Genomic DNA, 16,420 nt, shown 5'->3' with positions numbered 1-16,420 from the left:
GCAAATGTCCCTCTCCGCCATCAGCCTGGAGGATTTCAGCGGGACCCTCGCTCCACGGACATCAGGACCCGGCGCATGGCCCCCAGATTGTCCAGAATTTTGCCCACCCCCAGGGCCACCGAATAGAGGGGTTTCTCCGCCACGATGACGGGGGTGTTGATCGCCCTGGAGAGCCGTTCCGCAAAACCGCGCATGAGGGCGACCCCTCCGGAGAGGACAATCCCCTGATCGACGATATCCTTGGCCAGCTCGGGAGGGGTTTTTTCAAGCGCGACCTTGACCATGTCCTCGATCCCCAGAAAGATCGGATCGAGGGCCTCGCGAACCTCGACGGAGGATACCGTGTCGACCTTCGGCAGCCCGTCGGAGAGGTCCCTCCCCTTGACGGCCATCTCCAGCTCGGGGGACAGGGGCAATGCGGACCCGATCGTGTTCTTGACCTCCTCGGCCGTCGTCTCGCCGATCAGAAGGGCATAGCGTTGGCGCAACATGGCCACGATGGCGTTGTCCATCACCTTGCCCGCAGTTCTGAGGGAGCTCGTCACGACGATGCCCCCGAGGGAGATCACCGAGACCTCGCTCGTTCCCCCTCCTACATCGATGATCATACAACCGCGAGGTTTGTCGATCGGCAGCCCTACGCCCAATGCCGCCGAAATGGGCTCGTCCACGACATAGGCCTCGCTGGCCCCGGCACCGAGGGTGGCGTCCACCACGGCCTTGCGCTCCACCTCCGTGACCTCGGCCGGGACGGAGATGACCACGCGCGGATGGGCCATGAAGGAGCCGCCCCCCTTGGCTCTGCGCAGACAATAGCGGATCAGTTCCTCCGTCATGTCGAAGTTCGCGATAACTCCGTCCTGCAGAGGCCATATCGCCTCGACCCCCGCAGGCGTCTTTCCCGCCATCGCCTTGGCCTCGCGCCCCACGGCAATGACCTCGAGCCCTCCCCCACGCGGCAGCTTGCGCACCGCAACCGTGGAGGGCTCGCTGAGCACGATTCCCTTCTCCTTGACGTAGACCACGATATTTGCCGATCCCAGATCTATTCCTACATCAAGCCCCAATATTCCGGATAGGTACTTGAACATGCTTACTCATCACCCGCATTTTCTGAATCTGTCCAACGGCCTGTCGGACGGAGAAACCGTTCGTGAGGGGCTCGGCCTTTCCGGCGAAACGCGTCCTCAGACTGGCCAGAAGGGATTGTGACGACGCTCTTTTCCGATCGTCGTCTCCGGACCGTGACCCGGAAGGACTCGCAGCGCGTCCGGAAGCGAGGAAAGTCTCCGGAGCGAATCGTCGAGCTTGGCCTGATCCCCGCCGGGCAGATCGGTTCTTCCCACGCTTTGGGCAAAAAGGGTGTCCCCCGAGACCAGGATGCTTTCATCGCCCTCCCGTATAAGATAACACACTCCCCCCGGAGTGTGTCCCGGCGTCTCCAGAACCTCAATGCGAAGGTCCCCCACCACGAGCTCCATGCCCTCGGAGACCTCGTGAAAATCCGCAACACCGTCGCAGCGCATCCTGAGGGCAACCTGCATCGCTTCCGGGGGATGGCGGAGCATCCCGGCGTCACCGGTCGAGATGTAGATCTCGCCGCCAACAAAGGGCAGAAAATCCCGCACGCCCACAATATGGTCCAGATGCCCATGCGTCAGGAGCACCGCCTTCAGTTCCAGCCCTTTATCCCCGACGAAATCCAGGACCTCCCGGGCCTCTCCGCCGGGGTCGACGAAAAATGCCCGCCCCTTTTCGTCCCAGAAAAGATAGCCGTTGGTCCAGAGTCCGCCCAGCGGAAAACGCTTGTACTGCACCGTCGATCACGCCCCCCTGCCATAAGAGAATGGCGAAAAATTTTATTTGCGGGTGTCCAAAATCAAGGTGACCGGCCCGTCGTTCAAGAGCTCGATCCCCATATGAGCACCAAAAACCCCGCAAGCCGTCTTCACGGCACAGGCCTCGACCCGCCGGACGAAATAGTCGTACAGCCGCCTTCCCTCGTCGGGGGCGGCGGCAGCCACAAAGGAAGGGCGCCTGCCCTTGCGACAGTCCCCGTAGAGGGTGAATTGGGAGATCAGGAGCGCCGCTCCGCCGACGTCGAGGAGCGACCGATTCATCCGTCCTTCGTCGTCCTCGAATATCCTCAGGTTGACGAGTTTTTCGGCGAGCCAGTCGGCATCCTCCTCCGTATCCCCATCCCCGACCCCAAGAAGCACGCAAAGCCCAGGGCCGATTTGCGAGACCGTCTCCCCTTCCACGGAGACGCTCGCCCGCAGAACCCTCTGAACCACCGCCCGCATGAAGCCTACCCCCTCGTGACCTCCAGCATCCCCTTGATGCCGTTCAGCTTGGCAATGATCGAGTAGAGGTGCTCCACATCCTTCACCTTCAGCTCGATCTTCATTCGCATCAGACTGTTGCCCACCGTCGTCGCCTTGATTCCGTAGATGCTGCCCCCCTCCTGGCCGATCGCCTGAGCCGCATCGCGGATGAGGTTGGACCGGTCCAGGGCCTCAGCTCTCAGCCGGGCGGTATAAAGCTTGCCGGAGGGACGGCCCCAGGAAACCTGAACCACCCGCCCCATCTGCGCGTTCAGGATGTTGGGGCAATCCAGGCGATGCACCGTAATGCCGCGTGTCCGGGTCGAATACCCCACAATAGCGTCGCCCGGGACCGGATCGCAGCAGTTGGCCAGAACCACCCAGACGCCTCCGGCCCCCTCGACCACGATGTCGGAGTCCGACTTTTGGGCCGCCGTGTGTTCCTTGACCAGTTTCGAGATGTCGTCTGCCGGATGGCGCTGCTGGAGGTAGGCCAACGCCAATTTCTGCGCGACCGTGCTGGGGCCGGAGGATCCCGCACCGATCGAGACCAGAAGATCCTCCTTTCCGGCCAGCCCCAGGTCTCGAGCGACCTTGTTCAGGGCGGGGGAGAAGTCCTCCTGGTTTTCGACCGCAATCCCCCTCTTGCGCAGCTCGCGTTCGAGGCCCTCCCATCCCCGGGCCAGTTTTTCCTCTCTGTCCGTTTTTTCCGCCTGACGGAAGAAATTGCGGATCTTGCTCCGGGTCTTGCTGCTCCGCGCGATCTTCAGCCAGTCCCGGGACGGGGACCCCTGAGGCGAGGTGATGATCTTCACGATATCGCCGTTGTTCAGCTGCGTGTTCAGAGGAACGATACGGCTGTTGATCATCGCACCCACACAGTGATTCCCCACCTCCGTATGGACGGCGTAGGCGAAGTCGATCGTCGTGGCCCCGTTGGGAAGCACCAGCGGCTTGCCCTGCGGAGTGAACACGTAGACCTCCGAGGCCAGGACATCGCTCTTCAGAAGCTCCAGAAACTCCTCGGGATCATGCCCCTCCTCCGGTCCCCCCTCCAGAGCCTGACGGACCCACATCAGCCTGGTGTCCAGGCTGTCGGCGGTCCCCCCCTTGGATTTGTAGAGCCAGTGGGCGGCTATGCCGTACTCCGCCAGGCGATTCATATCATGGGTCCGGATCTGCACCTCCATAGGAGCTCCAAAGGCCATGACCGTGGTATGCAGCGACTGATACATGTTGCTCTTGGGGGTGGCGATGTAGTCGTCGAACTGGCCGGGGATGGGAACCCAGAGGGAATGCACGATGCCAAGCACAGCGTAGCAGGTGGACACATCCTCCACCAGAACGCGAATCGCGAGGATATCGTACAGCTCGTCCATGGAGAGCTTCTTGCGCTGCATCTTCTCGTAAATACTGTAATAGTGCTTGGCCCTGCCCTTGATTTTACAGGGAATGCCCTCCCTCGCCAGACGGGACTCCAACGCTTCTATCCCCTTCTGGATGATCCCCTCCATCTCCGGCAGTTTCCTCTTGGCCTTGCGTCGGATCTCGGTGTAGACCTCCGGCTGGAGGTAGCGGAAGGACAGGTCTTCGAGGTCCCGTTTGATCTGGTAGATTCCCAGACGATGCGCGAGCGGCGCGAAGATCTCGAGCGTCTCCCGTGCGATGCGCTCCTGCTTGTCGCGCCGGAGGGCTCCGAGAGTCCTCATATTGTGCAGCCTGTCCGCAAGCTTGATCAGGACGACCCGGATGTCCCGGGCCATCACGATGAACATCTTGCGCAGATTCTCCGCCTGATACCCCTCCACGGACATGAAGGGCAGCTTGCCCAGTTTCGTCACCCCGCCGACGAGGGTCAGCACATCCTCCCCAAAAGCGGCTCCCAGCTCCTCGGGGGGGGTGGGGGTGTCCTCCAGAACATCGTGGAGAAGGGCTGCGGTGAGGGTGGCCAAGTCCAACTGCATCTCGGCCAGGATCGAAGCCGTGCTCAGGGTGTGGAGAACATAGGGATCTCCCGCTATCCGTTTCTGGTCGGCATGTGCCCTGGCGGCGAAGACAAAGGCTTTGCCCAGGCGATGCATCTGCGAGGAGGAGAAAAAGGTCAGTGCCTTGGCCCAAAGCTCTCTCCAAGCCGTCCGGACGGACTCCGTCCTGCACTGTTCGGGGAGCTGCTCCAGGAAGGAATCTCGGAGCAGCGCCATCTCCCGATGCTCATCGTTCCCGGAGAGCTCCGGAACGCAGCTCAAAATGGCCTTCATCGCCTCGTTGTCGGAAAACAGCCCCTTCTCCGCAAAGGAGGGAACGGATTCGGCCGTGCCGGACTCCAAGTCCCTCTCCTCCCCCGATCTCAGCCGTTCGTCAGTCACGCGGATCCCCTCCTCCAGGCCCCATGTCCCAAGCTCGATACGGCCCCGAATAGACAGCCGCCATCTCCGAAGTCCCTACAAAAAAAGATTCGAGCGGCTCCAGAACGCTCAGCTCACGACGGCATAGTCGAGGATGAACTGCACCTGCTCCTCGTTTCGCCAATAATCGATGCGCGGGTGATAGATCCAGCCCGTAACGCCCGAGGCCTCCTGGAGGTCCGCTGCCGCGTTGAAAGCCAAAAGACGTACGTTGTCGACCCTCACGGCGCTGTGCCTGCCGTCCTTGCCCAAGGGCTCTATCCGATCGCTCGGACTGCTGGCCCTGTAGAAGCGCGGGCAGGGATTGTCATTTCCGAAAGGGCCGAGCTCCTTCACCGCCCTCCAGTCGTTCAGGGAGATGCTCGCGGGCGAGATGTTGATCGCGGAGACGGGTTCCTCCTGGATTCCGACCTCGGAGAGAAGTTTTTCCAGCTCGCCCTCCACCTCGTTCCAGTTCTGCGTCAGAACGGAAAAGCCGGCCGCATAGCGGTGCCCGCCCCAAGCGTCCAGAAGCTCCGAAATCTCGCTCAGGATGCCCACCGCGTTTCCTCCGACCGGAACGCGCAGGGTCCCGCGGATCTTGTCTCCGACCGGAGCCGCCAGGGCCACCGGCGTACGCCGCTGAGCACAGATCCGGCTTGCGACCCCGCTGAGCACGCCGACCGGCCAGGAGTCGTCGAACATCACGTGGCGATCCTCGCCGTCCGAGAGACGAATCTTCCCGGCGATGCGCTCCGAGATCATCTGCCGCCTCCGGTTCGCCCTTATGAGGTCGTTCACGCACTCATAAACGGCGTCCTCATGCCCCACGCCCAGCAGGGCTCGTACGGCGATGTCGGCACAGGCTATGCGCCCCGGGGCGTTCAGGCAGGGAATGACCCTCATCGAAAGCTGCTCCTCCGAGAGCAGGTGACGGGCTATCCCCAGTTTTTCGAAAAGGGCCCCCAAGCCCCGCCTCGGGTTGGACCTCATGAGGTGCAGTCCCCTCTGAACCAGGGAGCGGTTCAGGGCGTTCAGCGGCATACAGTCGGAGATCGTCGCCAGCGCCACGAGATCCAGGGCGTACTTCAGCCAGGATCGGGAAAGCACCTTCTCCTTCCAGGCCCAACTCCAGAGGACGGCGGTCGCACAGAGCTTTCGTGCGTTTTCTCCGCCGTCGGCGCAGGGGTTCACGATCCCCGGAAACGTAGGCGCCTCCGCCACCGTATGATGGTCGAAGACGAACACCTCTACGCCCCGCCCCGCGAGGTCGGCCAGCATCTCGGAGTCGTTCGTCCCGCAGTCCACGACGACCAGGGTGTTGCACCCCCCTCGAACCACCTGCTCCAGAACACGAAAATGCAGACCGTAGCCATGAACGTCGCGCCGCGGTATGAAGTATCGGACCTCCGAGGCCTTGTGCCTGAAGATCTCCATCGCCAGGACCGTCGCGGAAATCCCGTCCGTGTCGTAGTCCCCGTAGACGAGGACGTTCCCGAACGAGCTTCTGGACCGCCACCGCTCCGCGGCGACGGCACTGGCCGCCCCGAGGTTCAGGGTCTCCATCAGGTCCTCGAAACACGGGTTCATCCATCTGCGGACCCCGTCCGGATCCACGCCGTCGCCCCACTCCCGCATCTCGAGGACCATCGCAGCCAGCTCGGAACACTGAAGCCGACGGGCCAGATCCCGGGTGCTTTCGCCAATTTCGTAAAGCTTCAAGTTCGAATCCGTACAGATCGATAGCAAGGGATATATCCTCTCCGATTCTCTGAAAAGCCCGTTCCGTCGAACGCCGTACGGCCTTTCGGAACCGATGTTTTTTCCTGCTCGTTTTGTCGCAACTTCAACGCCCGATCACTGCCCTCGTCCCATCCCCGGAGGACAGAATTTATGATGTCCGTTCCTTATTCAAGAGACCTGGCGGCCCCTTCGGCGCAGAAAGTAATCGCGCAGCAGAGCGGCACACTCCTCGGCCAGAACTCCGTGCCGCACCCGGCATCGGTGGTTCAGCCTCGAGTCCCTGGGGATGTCGAACAGGGAGCCCGCCGCGCCGGCCCTGGGATCCCGCGCGCCGAACACGATCCTCCTCAGACGCGCGTTGACACAAGCCCCGGCACACATCGGACAGGGTTCCAAGGTGACGTAAAGGTCACAGTCCCCCAGGTTCCAATGCCCCAAGCGCTCCGCCGCCGACCGTATGGCCTGGAGCTCGGCATGCGCGGTCGGGTCGCACGTCTTACGGTTCGACCCCCTGCCCAGGACGACATCGCCGCGGACCACGACCGCCCCCACTGGCACATCCCCCCTGAGACGGGCCTCGCGGGCCTCCTCGAGGGCAAGTCGCATGAACGCCTCCTCGTCCGGGCGGGCGTTGACGCCCATCAGAGCCCGACCTTCAGAATCAGCTTCCTGACGAGCTCCGGCTCTCGAAAGGAGATGCAGGGCTTGTGGGCATCCTCCGGAAAGAACAGGACGAAGTGCCCCGTCGGGACCCGGAAATAGACCCCCTCCCCACTGAAGAATCGAACGTCGCGCTCGGCCGAGTAGGGCTCGATCTCCTTGAGCCCGTTCACAGGAGCGTAGCCGTACCATTCCTCGCCCCGGAGCGTGACGTGAATGTCGATGTAACGCTCGTGCGCCTCGAAGGACCGAGCTCCGTGCGGAACGGTGGTCACCTCGAGCACCTCCAGAAAAAGGTCGCAACCCTCTATCTGCCGACGCCCGAGGGGAAGAGCGCCGAGGTCCGGCTGTGAGGCAAGGTATTCGAGCCCCTTCCTCACGCCGATTCCCAACCCGCCGTAACGGGAGGGGTACTGCACCGTTCCCAGGATCATCCGTCGATCTCCCCCATCAAGTCCGCCATTTTACCAACCTGCGCCATTCCGAGGATATCCGTCCTGAGGAGAGGCAGGCGAACGATACTGCGCAAGCCACCAAACCGTTCCTCGATCTCCTGCAGGTAGCCCTTCTGCATCGCGAGGCGCTCGCGGAAAAAGTCGCCCGCATCCTCGGGGATCACGCGATTGACCACGACGCCCCCGATGTTGATCCCAAAACGAACGAGCATCTCCACGGCGCGCGCCGTCTCCAAAATGGGCATACGTTCCGCGTTGAGCACAAAATAGAACGCCGAGGCATCGGGGTCCGTAAGATAGCTCCGACACCGCTCGAAACGATCGCGGCGACGCACTAGGGTCTCGACGACGGGGTCGTTCTCCGCCCGCCTTCGCATCTCCGCGTCGAACCGCCCCCCCATGCGGAACAATTCCTGCGCCTGCTTCCGCTTGGCGATGAGGCTCTCGATCCAGCCTCCGAGAATCTCCGGCAACGAGAGCAGCCTCAGGGTGTGCCCGGTCGGAGCCGTGTCGAATACGATCGCGTCGTACGTCCTGCCCCGTTCGTCCATCAGTTCGACGAACTTGTCGAAGATCGCGGCCTCCTCGGCGCCGGGGGACGTGTAGGCGATCTCCATCTGCCTCTTGATCTCGTCCACGATCGCCGGGCTGACGATGGAGAGCATCTTCTCCTGAATCGAGGAGACGTACCGCTTGGCCTCGAGTGCGGGGTCCACCTCGAGCCCCCAAAGGTTCTCCGCCACGGGAACGGCGGACGCCCCCAGCTGCACGTCGACGACGTCCGAGGTGGAGTGGGCGGGATCCGTGGAGACGAGGAGCGTACGACATCCGCTTCGAGCCAGATGACAGGCGTAGGCCGCCGCGCAGGTGGTCTTGCCCGTCCCTCCCTTGCCTCCGAAGAAGGTGAAGGGCCTGCGAGCCCTCCTCGTGCCGGGCCCGTCCCGGTTCGTTTCAGATTCCCTCATGGCGGCCTCCGAATCTACGTGAAATCATACTGCGCCGCCTTCTCGGCGACGATCGATTGACGATTCATTATACGCCTTTGCCAGGGGAGCATCTCCTCGGCCAGGTAGGGGATCAGCTCCAGGGAGTAATAGGACATGGGGTTCGGCAGCCCCAGATAGTCCCCGAAGAGCAGGAGCATGACGTTGTCGTTCGTGTCCCAGGCCTCCTTGCGGATGGCGGCCACCCTCTTCTCCATAAACGTTCCGATGACGAACCACCAGGCCCATTCCCCGAGCGTACGACACGCGCTCTTCACCCTGGCCTTCAACCCCTCGCCCTCAGACCTTCCCTTCGCCATTCCCACTTCCTCCCTTCGAGGAGCGGCCCTTTTTACCCCGTGCCGCGCTCGCCTCCGCGGCCATCGCCTCCGCAATCCGGCCGCGTCCCGCGTCGCAGAGCGCGGTCAGCGGACAGGCCCCGCAAAGGGGCTTTCGGGCGGAGCAAACCGCCCTGCCATGCTCAATCATGTTGATATGTCCCCCCAGGTAGCGCGAAGGGGGAACCTCCCGCTCCAGCAGCGCGCAGATATCCTCCGGCGACGTTCTCTCCGGGACGAACCCCACCCGGCGACACACGCGGCTCACATGGGTATCGACGGGGAATGCGGGAAGCCCCATGTCGAACATCAGCACGCAGGCCGCCGTCTTCTCCCCCACGCCCGGCAGGGCCGTCAAGTAACTGCGGGCCCGGTCCCGTCCCTGCCCCGCGAGTTCCGCGATGGAATAGGAACCGAAGTCCCGGCGTACGATCTCGAGGATCTCCAGGATGCGCCGTGCCTTCGTGGGCGCCAGACCGGCGGGGCGCACCGCGTCCTCCAGGGCCTCGACGCCCCCGTCCACGACGGACTCCCAGGTCGGGAAACGCTCTTTCAGGCGACCGAACGCCATATCCCGGTTGCGGTCGTTCGTGTTCTGCGAGAGCACGGTCAGGACGAGCCCGTCCAGGGGTTCGCCATGGCTCAGGGAGGGCGGACTGGCCTCGTTGTGCCAGACCCCCTCCAGGAGATCGAGGACGGAGAGTATCCAGCCCCTCAACGCCCCAGCGGCATCGATCTTCTTCTCTCCGCCGGAAGGGCGTTTCGTCCCGGCCCCCTGCAGGCGGCTCATCGCCGGCGTCTCCCGGGCACCCTCTCCTCCTCCGGACGCCCCCTGCGTCCCCCATTCTCCTCGTCGTCGCCGCTCAGCTTCTTGCGCAGCTTGACGTTGTCGGAGAGCAGCTTCGAAAGCCGCGCCTTGACTCGGCCATGGACGGAGTCGGGAGCATAAGAGCCGTCCCTGCGCTCCCTGCCGGCGCGGACACCGGTGAGCAGCTCGATGCCCTCGTCGATGGTCCCTACCGCCCAGACGGAGAATTTTCCGTCCCTGACGGCCTGAAGAACCTCATGGTCCAGCATCAGGTGGCGAACGTTCGTCTTGGGGATGACGACCCCCTGGCTCCCCGTCAGCCCCGCTGTTTTGCAATAGTTGAAGAACCCTTCGATTTTCTCGTTGACGCCACCGATCGGCTGGATGTTGCCGAACTGGTCCACCGAGCCCGTGACGGCGATCCCCTGATTCAGCGGAAGCCCCGAGAGCGCCGAGAGAAGGCAGTAGAGCTCCGTGGAGGACGCGCTGTCTCCCTCGATCCCACCGTAGTTCTGCTCGAAAGTGATGCGCGCGGACAGGGTCAGGGGCATGTCCTGGGCATACTTTCTCCCCATGTAGCTCGAGAGGATCATCAGCCCCTTGTTGTGGATGGGCCCCGTCATGCGCACCTCCCGCTCGATGTTGACGACCCCCTCCTGCCCCATAAAGACGTTGGCCGTAATTCGGGAGGGATGCCCGAAGCGATAGTCCGTCAGATCGATGACGGAGAGGCCGTTGATCTGCCCCACCACCGCGCCATCCGTATCCACGCGGATGACCCCGTCCTCGAAGGCCCGGCTCAGCTTTTCCTGGTACATGCTCGAGCGGTACCGCTTATGCTCGATGGCCTTACGTACGTGCTCCCGGGTCACCCGCGCCCCCTTGGCGCCGGCGGCCCAGGCATGAGACTCCATCAAAAGCTCCCGAAGCCTGCCGAGCTCCACCGACAGCAGGTTCTGGTCCTCCGCGGCCCGGCTGGCCCACTCGATGACCTCGGAAAGCGCCTCCGCGTCGAAGGGCTTCAGTCCCTCACGCTTCAGGATATCCGCCACGCAAAGGCCCATGCGCTGTTCCGTCCCCCGCGTACGAGGCATGTCCGTGTCGAAGCTCGCCTTGATCTTGAAGAGCTTCTGAAACTCCGGATCGTAATACTGGAGCAGCTCGTAGATGTGGGGCATCCCGATCATCACGACCTTGAGGTTCATCCGAATCGGGCTGGGGCGCAGGGAGGACACGGGGATCGCGCCGTACTGCTCCCCGAGGTTCTCGATGGAGGCCTCCTGGGTACGGAGCAGCCGTTTGACCGCCTCCCACGACATAAAGTTCATGAGCACCTTCTCGGCGTCGAGGACCAGAAACCCCCCGTTGGCCCTGTGGAAGGCGCCCGCCACGATGCGGCGGAAGTCGGTGTAGAGATAACCCTGACGGCTCTCGTACTCGACCTTGCCCGCCAGATTGTAGTAGGTCGGGTTGGTCTCCCACACCACGGGCGCCCCGTCCTTGGGGTCGTTCGAGACGAAGAGATTGCCCATGTACCGGGTAAAGTCGACCTCGGCGGACTCGTCCCGGACCGAGGTGACGAACGCCCCGAAGTTTTCGATCACGTCCTCGGCCATCCGGTCGAACCACCTCGAAAGCGGCTCGTTGTCCGCATACTTCTCTCGAATGTCCGAGAGGCAGGGGGCGATCGCAGCCCGGCATATCTCCGCCTCGAGCTCGCCGATCCGCTCCTTGAGCTCCTTCTCCATGTCGCGGATGCGCCGGAGCCCCAGCAGGGTCCTCTGGGAGACCTCCTCGGACTGCGTTTGATAGCGCTTCTGTTCTTTCTCCTCCAGGGCCTCGAACTCCTCCTGCTGAATCTCCCGGACGACCGGCTTGCCCTCCTCATCCTCGGTCTCGATGAGCGGGATGTTGACAAATCCCTGGGGCGTACGTTTCAGGGAGAAGCGTCGCTCGGCGGCCCACGACTTGAGCTCGTCCATGATCGCCCCTGCCCTCTCCTGGAACTCCTTGACGAACTGCGTCTTGGCGTCCTCGTACTGGCTCTGCTCGAAGGCCTTGCTGATCGTGATCTTGAGATCGTTCAGAAGGCTGTCCAGCGCCGAACAGAGCTCCTTCCCTCGACCGGCGGGCACCGCCATCGCCAGGGGTTCCCCCGGTTCGTCGAAGTTGTAGAGATAGAGCCAGTCGTCCGGCGCCGGAAGTTCGGCGGCCCGTTCCCTCAGGCGCTCGAGCGCGTAGCTCGTACGCCCGCTGCCCGGCTGGCCGGTCACGAAGATGTTGTACCCCCGGCCCGGGACCATCAGGCCGAAGGATATCGATTCCACCGCCCGATCCTGGCCGATGAGCCCGACCCCTTTCCTGCCGGAGGACCATTCGTCGGTCCCCTCGATCTTCCAGCTTTTGGGATCCTTGAGCTTTCTCAGCTTCTCGGGCACCAGCTTCCATTTGTCCGTCACGTCATTCCCGCCTTCTATCTTCTATCCCGTGAGTTGTCCCTGCGATGTCCCAGCGCTCACTTCCACGCTCAATTGTATCAGGACCGCCCCCGTATTTTACGAAAAATCGTCCTCCACGGGGAAACGGGCGGATTCGCTTCGTCGAACCCTCTCCGCCGCATTCTCCCGCAACAAAGCCTTTCCGTTTTTGGATGCCCTATCCTACCACGAGCTCATCCCCGTGCCCTCGTCAGTTTCCTACAAAAGCCCGGCGCTCCGAACTCACCGTCTCAAAGCTCCGGTTCCCGAACGACGCGGGCGGGGCTTCCCGAGACATGCTGTTATAATCATGGAGTACACCGTTTCGCGAACCATTTGGGGATGTCGAGGGGGACGTTCTTCATGAAGCGGACAACGCCGAACAAGAGAGGAGGCCGGTAAGACATGCCCTCTAAGGTGTGGTTTTCATCCTTTCGAACCCGCAGCGCCGAGGACAACAAGATCAATCGCCTGAAACGGCTCATGAAGAGTATGGACATGACCCGTATCCTGAAGGAGGGGGACCTGACGGCCGTCAAGCTGCACTTCGGCGAACGCGGTAACGACAGCTATCTCAACCCCGTATTCGCCCGCCAGGTCGTGGATGCGATTCGCGACGCCGGAGCCAAGCCCTTCATCACGGACACGAACACGCTTTACCTGGGAAGCCGGAAAAACTCGGTGGACCATCTGGAGACGGCCCTGGAGCACGGCTACTCCTACGCCACGGTGCGTGCCCCCCTGATCATCGCGGACGGCCTGCGCAGCCACAGCTTCGTCGAGATTCCCATCGAGGGCTCCTTCTTCTCCCGCGTGAAGATAGCCCGGGACATCGTGGAGGCGGACAGCATGGTGGTCCTGACCCACTTCAAGGGGCACCAGATGGCCGGCTTCGGAGGGGCCGTCAAGAACCTGGCGATGGGCTGTGCGCCATCGAAGGGCAAGGAGGAGCAGCACGCCTACATCCATCCCAACATCTCCGGGCCCGACTGTGTCGGGTGCGGAACTTGCGCGGCCCATTGTCCCGAGAGCGCCATCACGGTACCCGACGGCAAGGCTCAGGTGGATGTCGCCCACTGCATCGGCTGCGGCGAGTGCGCCACCGTCTGTCCAACCTCCTGCATCAGGATGGGAGAGAATGCGGATACCGCGGATTTCCTGAGGAGGATGGCGGAATACGCCCACGGCGCCGCCCAGAGCAAGCGGGGTCGGGTGGCCTACATCAACTTCGTCATGAACTTCACCCCGGAGTGCGACTGCTGCGGTTGGAGCGATTCCTATCTGATTCCGGATGTCGGCATCCTGGCCTCCTTCGACCCCATCGCTCTGGACTGGGCATGTATCGACAAGGTCAACGCCCAGCGCGGCAACGAGTGCAGCATGCTGAACGGCAGAAACCTGCTTCCCGGGGAGGACAAGATCCGCGGCGTCTATGCCGACATGCCGTGGGAGGTCACGCTGGAACACGGCGAAGCCCTCGGCATGGGGTCCCGAGACTACACACTTCTGGAGGTATAGGTTTGTTCAGACAATTCGTTTCCCGCGCGCTCCTCTACCTGTGGCCCCCCCGGCTTCTCGCCGGACTTGGCAGGATCCTCTCGGAGTGGCAGGGAGCCGACGTTCGGGAGAAGGGAATTCTGCTCCTCGTCTTCGCCCCCATGCTGCTCTGCATCCTGGGGCTCCTGTTCAGCGTCACGTCCTTCGTTCTGTTCGTGCTGCCCTCGTTCGTTTTGAGGATTCTGGGTTGGGCCATGCTGACCGCATTGTTCGGCGGAGGCGGAATCTACTTCCACGACAAGTTGAAAAAACACACCTCGGGCCGTGGCGAGCAGGATTTCTACGACGTCACGGAGGAGCCCGAGCCCCGAGCTCCGCAGGGGGAGTCCGCCCCCAACGAGGAGGGGACTCCGGCGTGGTTCGAGAACGTCCGACGAATGCGCTGGAGGGAATAGACGCAGGGCAAGATCTGCGGCGCACCGTTCCCCTGCTCTCTTCGATTTTGGAGCGGCGTTTTGCCGTGTGACGAGAACGCCCCGCAGCCAGACGCTGCGGGGCGTTCCCATGAGCGTCGCGCGCTCTCCCTCCCTGGCCGGCCTACGGAAAGAGGAGGTCGGGCCAGAGAGGAATCCACCCCTTCATCTGCACCAATCCGATGTCCAGATACACGGCGAGCATGGAGCGGCTGGGGTATCCCGAGGAGGAGAGCTCCCTGGGCAGCGGAATCCGAATCCGGACCCGACTCCACGGCGGGGAAACCCTTGGAGGCTGGGCCAAGGAGAAGACCGTCGTCCCCCCCGTAAAGGCGCTGACACGAGTCAAAGCCAGCGAGGGGATCTCCCGGGCCCAGACGTCGAGACGCAGGCCGTTTTCCAGGCAAAAGCGCGCCAGATACAGCAGGTCCTCCGGAGACAGCGAAATCGAGGAATCCACAATCACGTTGGTCAGCGTCCCCCTGTGCAAAGACCATAGGGGGGGCAGGGCGATCCGGACATCCCGTCCTCCTTCCACTCGGGCCGACCGCAGGCTTGGGGTCGGAACGGAACCCGACTTCAGAGGACGGTGAAGCAGAAGTGCATCGAGCGGGGCGCGGGGCATCCAATGCATCGAGGAAGGAATGGCTCTGTCGTTCCATACGGAGTGGGCAACGGCGTGGGTGTTCCTGAAATAGGAGACGAACGGAAAACCCAGGGTCGCATCCACAAGAAAGCTCTCCTTGTCCTTATCGAGGGCCAGGACGGGGTTGAACAGCCCCAAAAATCCCTGTCCCGCATCCCGGGAGGGCAGCATGACCGCCTTGAAGAGTTTCGAAGCGGAGATGTCCAGGCCGTACAGATCTCCATGGGGAGAGTGAAAGAGAGACCAGACATCCTCCAGGCCCACCTCCAGGCGATCGAGGTTGCGTATCTCCCTGCGATCGAAGTCGATTCCGGCGCGAAAAATCTCCCCCTTCTCGGTCAGGACGAAAAGCTCGCCCAACGGAGACCAAAGCACGTCACGGGGCATATCGACCTTCACATAAAAGGACTCCCGGCGCCCGATGGTTTCCAGAAGATAAACCCTGCCGTTGCCCCTATCGGCGACGGCAAGCCAGTTGGCGTAACGGCTTATCCCCACGGGCTCGAAGAGCATCTCCCCTTCTTGGGGTGTCCAGGAAGCCAGGGATTGCAGGGTCTCCCGGTCGTAAAAATCGACAGCCCTCGCCACGGGATCGGCTACGGCGAACTCCCCCTCGGAGAGCCAGCTCGCGTCGACGACATGCGACGGGATGCGGCCTCTCAGATCCAGGGAGATGTTCTCCCCGGGCAAATCGAAAAAAGAAAACACGTCCCCGCTGCTCCCAAAGACGAAAAATGTTCCGTCTCCAAGCGGAAGCGTGACGGCGGGAGAATCGACGGGAACGGAGCGAAACCTCCCCTCCCCCCCGCTCAGATAAATTTTGTCCCCCAACGTATCCGAAAGGCACAGAGCGGAGTCCAACGCCTCGACCTTTCCCAGCCCGACGACGTTGAAGGGGCGAAAAAAACCGCACTCCCACTCCCGCTGAAGATCCGGACGGGAGAACTGCCAGCGGGAGGCCAGAGGCAAGGGACCCAGAATAGCCCTGAGCAACCGTTCTTGAGCCAGAATACAGTTGAGGATCCTTGGCGCCGTGCGGTCCAGAGTTCGAACCTCGAGATAGCTGGCCAAGGCCTTTCGTGCCCCATCGAAATCCCCGGTGCGCTCCACCGTCAGCCCCTTGAGCAAGTAGTAGTCGACCAGGTAGGTGTTCGCCTTAAGGGCGCGGTCCAAATAATCCAGGGTGCTCCAATAGTCCCGGTCCAAAAAGTAGGCGTAGGCCCGGGTAAAATGGCGCTCGGACTCGTCGAGCTGTGCGCGCGGGAGCTCGGCCCCCACGGAGGGAATGACCGTCCCCCGCCCCAAAAACAACACGGCCAATACGATCAGGATTGTGCGTTTCATCTTCGCTCCCTATCCATAACCAGATCCGTCACACCTCGAAGGGTGGAGACTTTCCCTCGGGAACAGCCCCGGAAACCGCCGTCAAAAAAGGTCAGGGGGAAAAAGACCGGTAGCCGTAGACGATGGCGGCCGCAAACAAAAAACCCAACAGAATCCTGAGATACAGGACCCAGAGGTCCCCGCCGGGAAGCTCGCCCCTCTGGATCCTCACCACCAGTCGGGCGACCCAAAGGGCGAGAACGAAGGAGAGAAGCCCCAAAAGAGCATAAACGCTGCTCTGTGGCATGG

Annotated in this window: 15 protein-coding genes; 2 read left to right on the top strand and 13 right to left on the bottom strand. The window is 62.5% G+C overall.

Annotation, left to right across the window (positions count from 1 at the left end):
* Positions 1-35 precede the first annotated feature (35 nt).
* From mreB to EII26_RS02125, 11 genes are all read right to left on the bottom strand, one after another.
* Positions 36-1,091: a rod shape-determining protein gene (gene mreB, locus EII26_RS02175; protein WP_124887498.1), complete on the bottom strand. Its 1,056-nt coding sequence runs from the start codon at positions 1,089-1,091 to the stop codon at positions 36-38.
* 96 nt (positions 1,092-1,187) lie between these two features.
* On the bottom strand, positions 1,188-1,817 hold the full coding sequence (locus EII26_RS02170) for an MBL fold metallo-hydrolase (protein ID WP_124887497.1): 630 nt from the start codon (positions 1,815-1,817) through the stop codon (positions 1,188-1,190).
* Positions 1,818-1,859: 42 nt separating this feature from the next.
* Complete coding sequence (gene dtd / locus EII26_RS02165; RefSeq protein ID WP_124887496.1) at positions 1,860-2,303, bottom strand: D-aminoacyl-tRNA deacylase; 444 nt, start codon at positions 2,301-2,303, stop codon at positions 1,860-1,862.
* Between the two features lie 5 nt (positions 2,304-2,308).
* Positions 2,309-4,690: a RelA/SpoT family protein gene (locus tag EII26_RS02160; protein WP_233572551.1), complete on the bottom strand. Its 2,382-nt coding sequence runs from the start codon at positions 4,688-4,690 to the stop codon at positions 2,309-2,311.
* A gap of 108 nt (positions 4,691-4,798) precedes the next feature.
* Positions 4,799-6,430 carry a DHH family phosphoesterase gene (locus tag EII26_RS02155; protein ID WP_124887495.1) on the bottom strand — a complete coding sequence of 544 codons (1,632 nt, stop codon included), beginning with the start codon at positions 6,428-6,430 and terminating at the stop codon, positions 4,799-4,801.
* Between the two features lie 189 nt (positions 6,431-6,619).
* Positions 6,620-7,093: a tRNA adenosine(34) deaminase TadA gene (gene tadA, locus EII26_RS02150; RefSeq protein ID WP_233572550.1), complete on the bottom strand. Its 474-nt coding sequence runs from the start codon at positions 7,091-7,093 to the stop codon at positions 6,620-6,622.
* Entirely contained in the window at positions 7,093-7,545 is a 453-nt protein-coding gene (locus EII26_RS02145; protein WP_124887494.1) for a YhcH/YjgK/YiaL family protein, read from the bottom strand. Before EII26_RS02145 ends, tadA begins: the two co-directional genes overlap by 1 nt.
* A complete protein-coding gene (locus tag EII26_RS02140; RefSeq protein ID WP_124887493.1) occupies positions 7,542-8,531 on the bottom strand; it encodes an ArsA family ATPase in 990 nt (329 codons plus the stop codon). Before EII26_RS02140 ends, EII26_RS02145 begins: the two co-directional genes overlap by 4 nt.
* Positions 8,532-8,545: 14 nt before the next feature.
* Positions 8,546-8,869 (bottom strand): hypothetical protein, encoded by a 324-nt coding sequence (locus EII26_RS02135; protein WP_233572549.1) that lies wholly within the window; start codon positions 8,867-8,869, stop codon positions 8,546-8,548.
* Entirely contained in the window at positions 8,850-9,677 is an 828-nt protein-coding gene (locus tag EII26_RS02130) for an endonuclease III domain-containing protein (RefSeq protein ID WP_124887492.1), read from the bottom strand. The genes EII26_RS02135 and EII26_RS02130 overlap by 20 nt, the downstream gene beginning before the upstream one ends.
* Positions 9,674-12,154 carry a Lon protease family protein gene (locus tag EII26_RS02125; protein ID WP_124887491.1) on the bottom strand — a complete coding sequence of 827 codons (2,481 nt, stop codon included), beginning with the start codon at positions 12,152-12,154 and terminating at the stop codon, positions 9,674-9,676. The genes EII26_RS02130 and EII26_RS02125 overlap by 4 nt, the downstream gene beginning before the upstream one ends.
* Positions 12,155-12,577: 423 nt before the next feature.
* On the opposite strand from EII26_RS02125, the gene EII26_RS02120 reads away from it, so the two are divergent.
* Positions 12,578-13,690, top strand: coding sequence for a DUF362 domain-containing protein (locus EII26_RS02120; protein WP_124887490.1), 1,113 nt, complete (start codon positions 12,578-12,580; stop codon positions 13,688-13,690).
* Between the two features lie 2 nt (positions 13,691-13,692).
* Positions 13,693-14,124, top strand: a complete 432-nt coding sequence (locus tag EII26_RS02115; protein WP_124887489.1) for a hypothetical protein — start codon at positions 13,693-13,695, stop codon at positions 14,122-14,124.
* Positions 14,125-14,266: 142 nt separating this feature from the next.
* On the opposite strand, the gene EII26_RS02110 is transcribed toward EII26_RS02115, so the two are convergent.
* Positions 14,267-16,132 (bottom strand): hypothetical protein, encoded by a 1,866-nt coding sequence (locus EII26_RS02110; RefSeq protein ID WP_124887488.1) that lies wholly within the window; start codon positions 16,130-16,132, stop codon positions 14,267-14,269.
* 91 nt (positions 16,133-16,223) lie between these two features.
* A complete protein-coding gene (locus EII26_RS02105; protein WP_124887487.1) occupies positions 16,224-16,418 on the bottom strand; it encodes a flagellar biosynthesis protein FliR in 195 nt (64 codons plus the stop codon).
* Positions 16,419-16,420 lie beyond the last annotated feature (2 nt).

This window comes from Fretibacterium sp. OH1220_COT-178, from assembly GCF_003860125.1.
Classification (GTDB): Bacteria; Synergistota; Synergistia; order Synergistales; family Aminobacteriaceae; genus CAJPSE01.
Note: the sequence above shows the minus strand (reverse complement) of the source record. Positions and strands in the feature narration are given on the sequence as shown.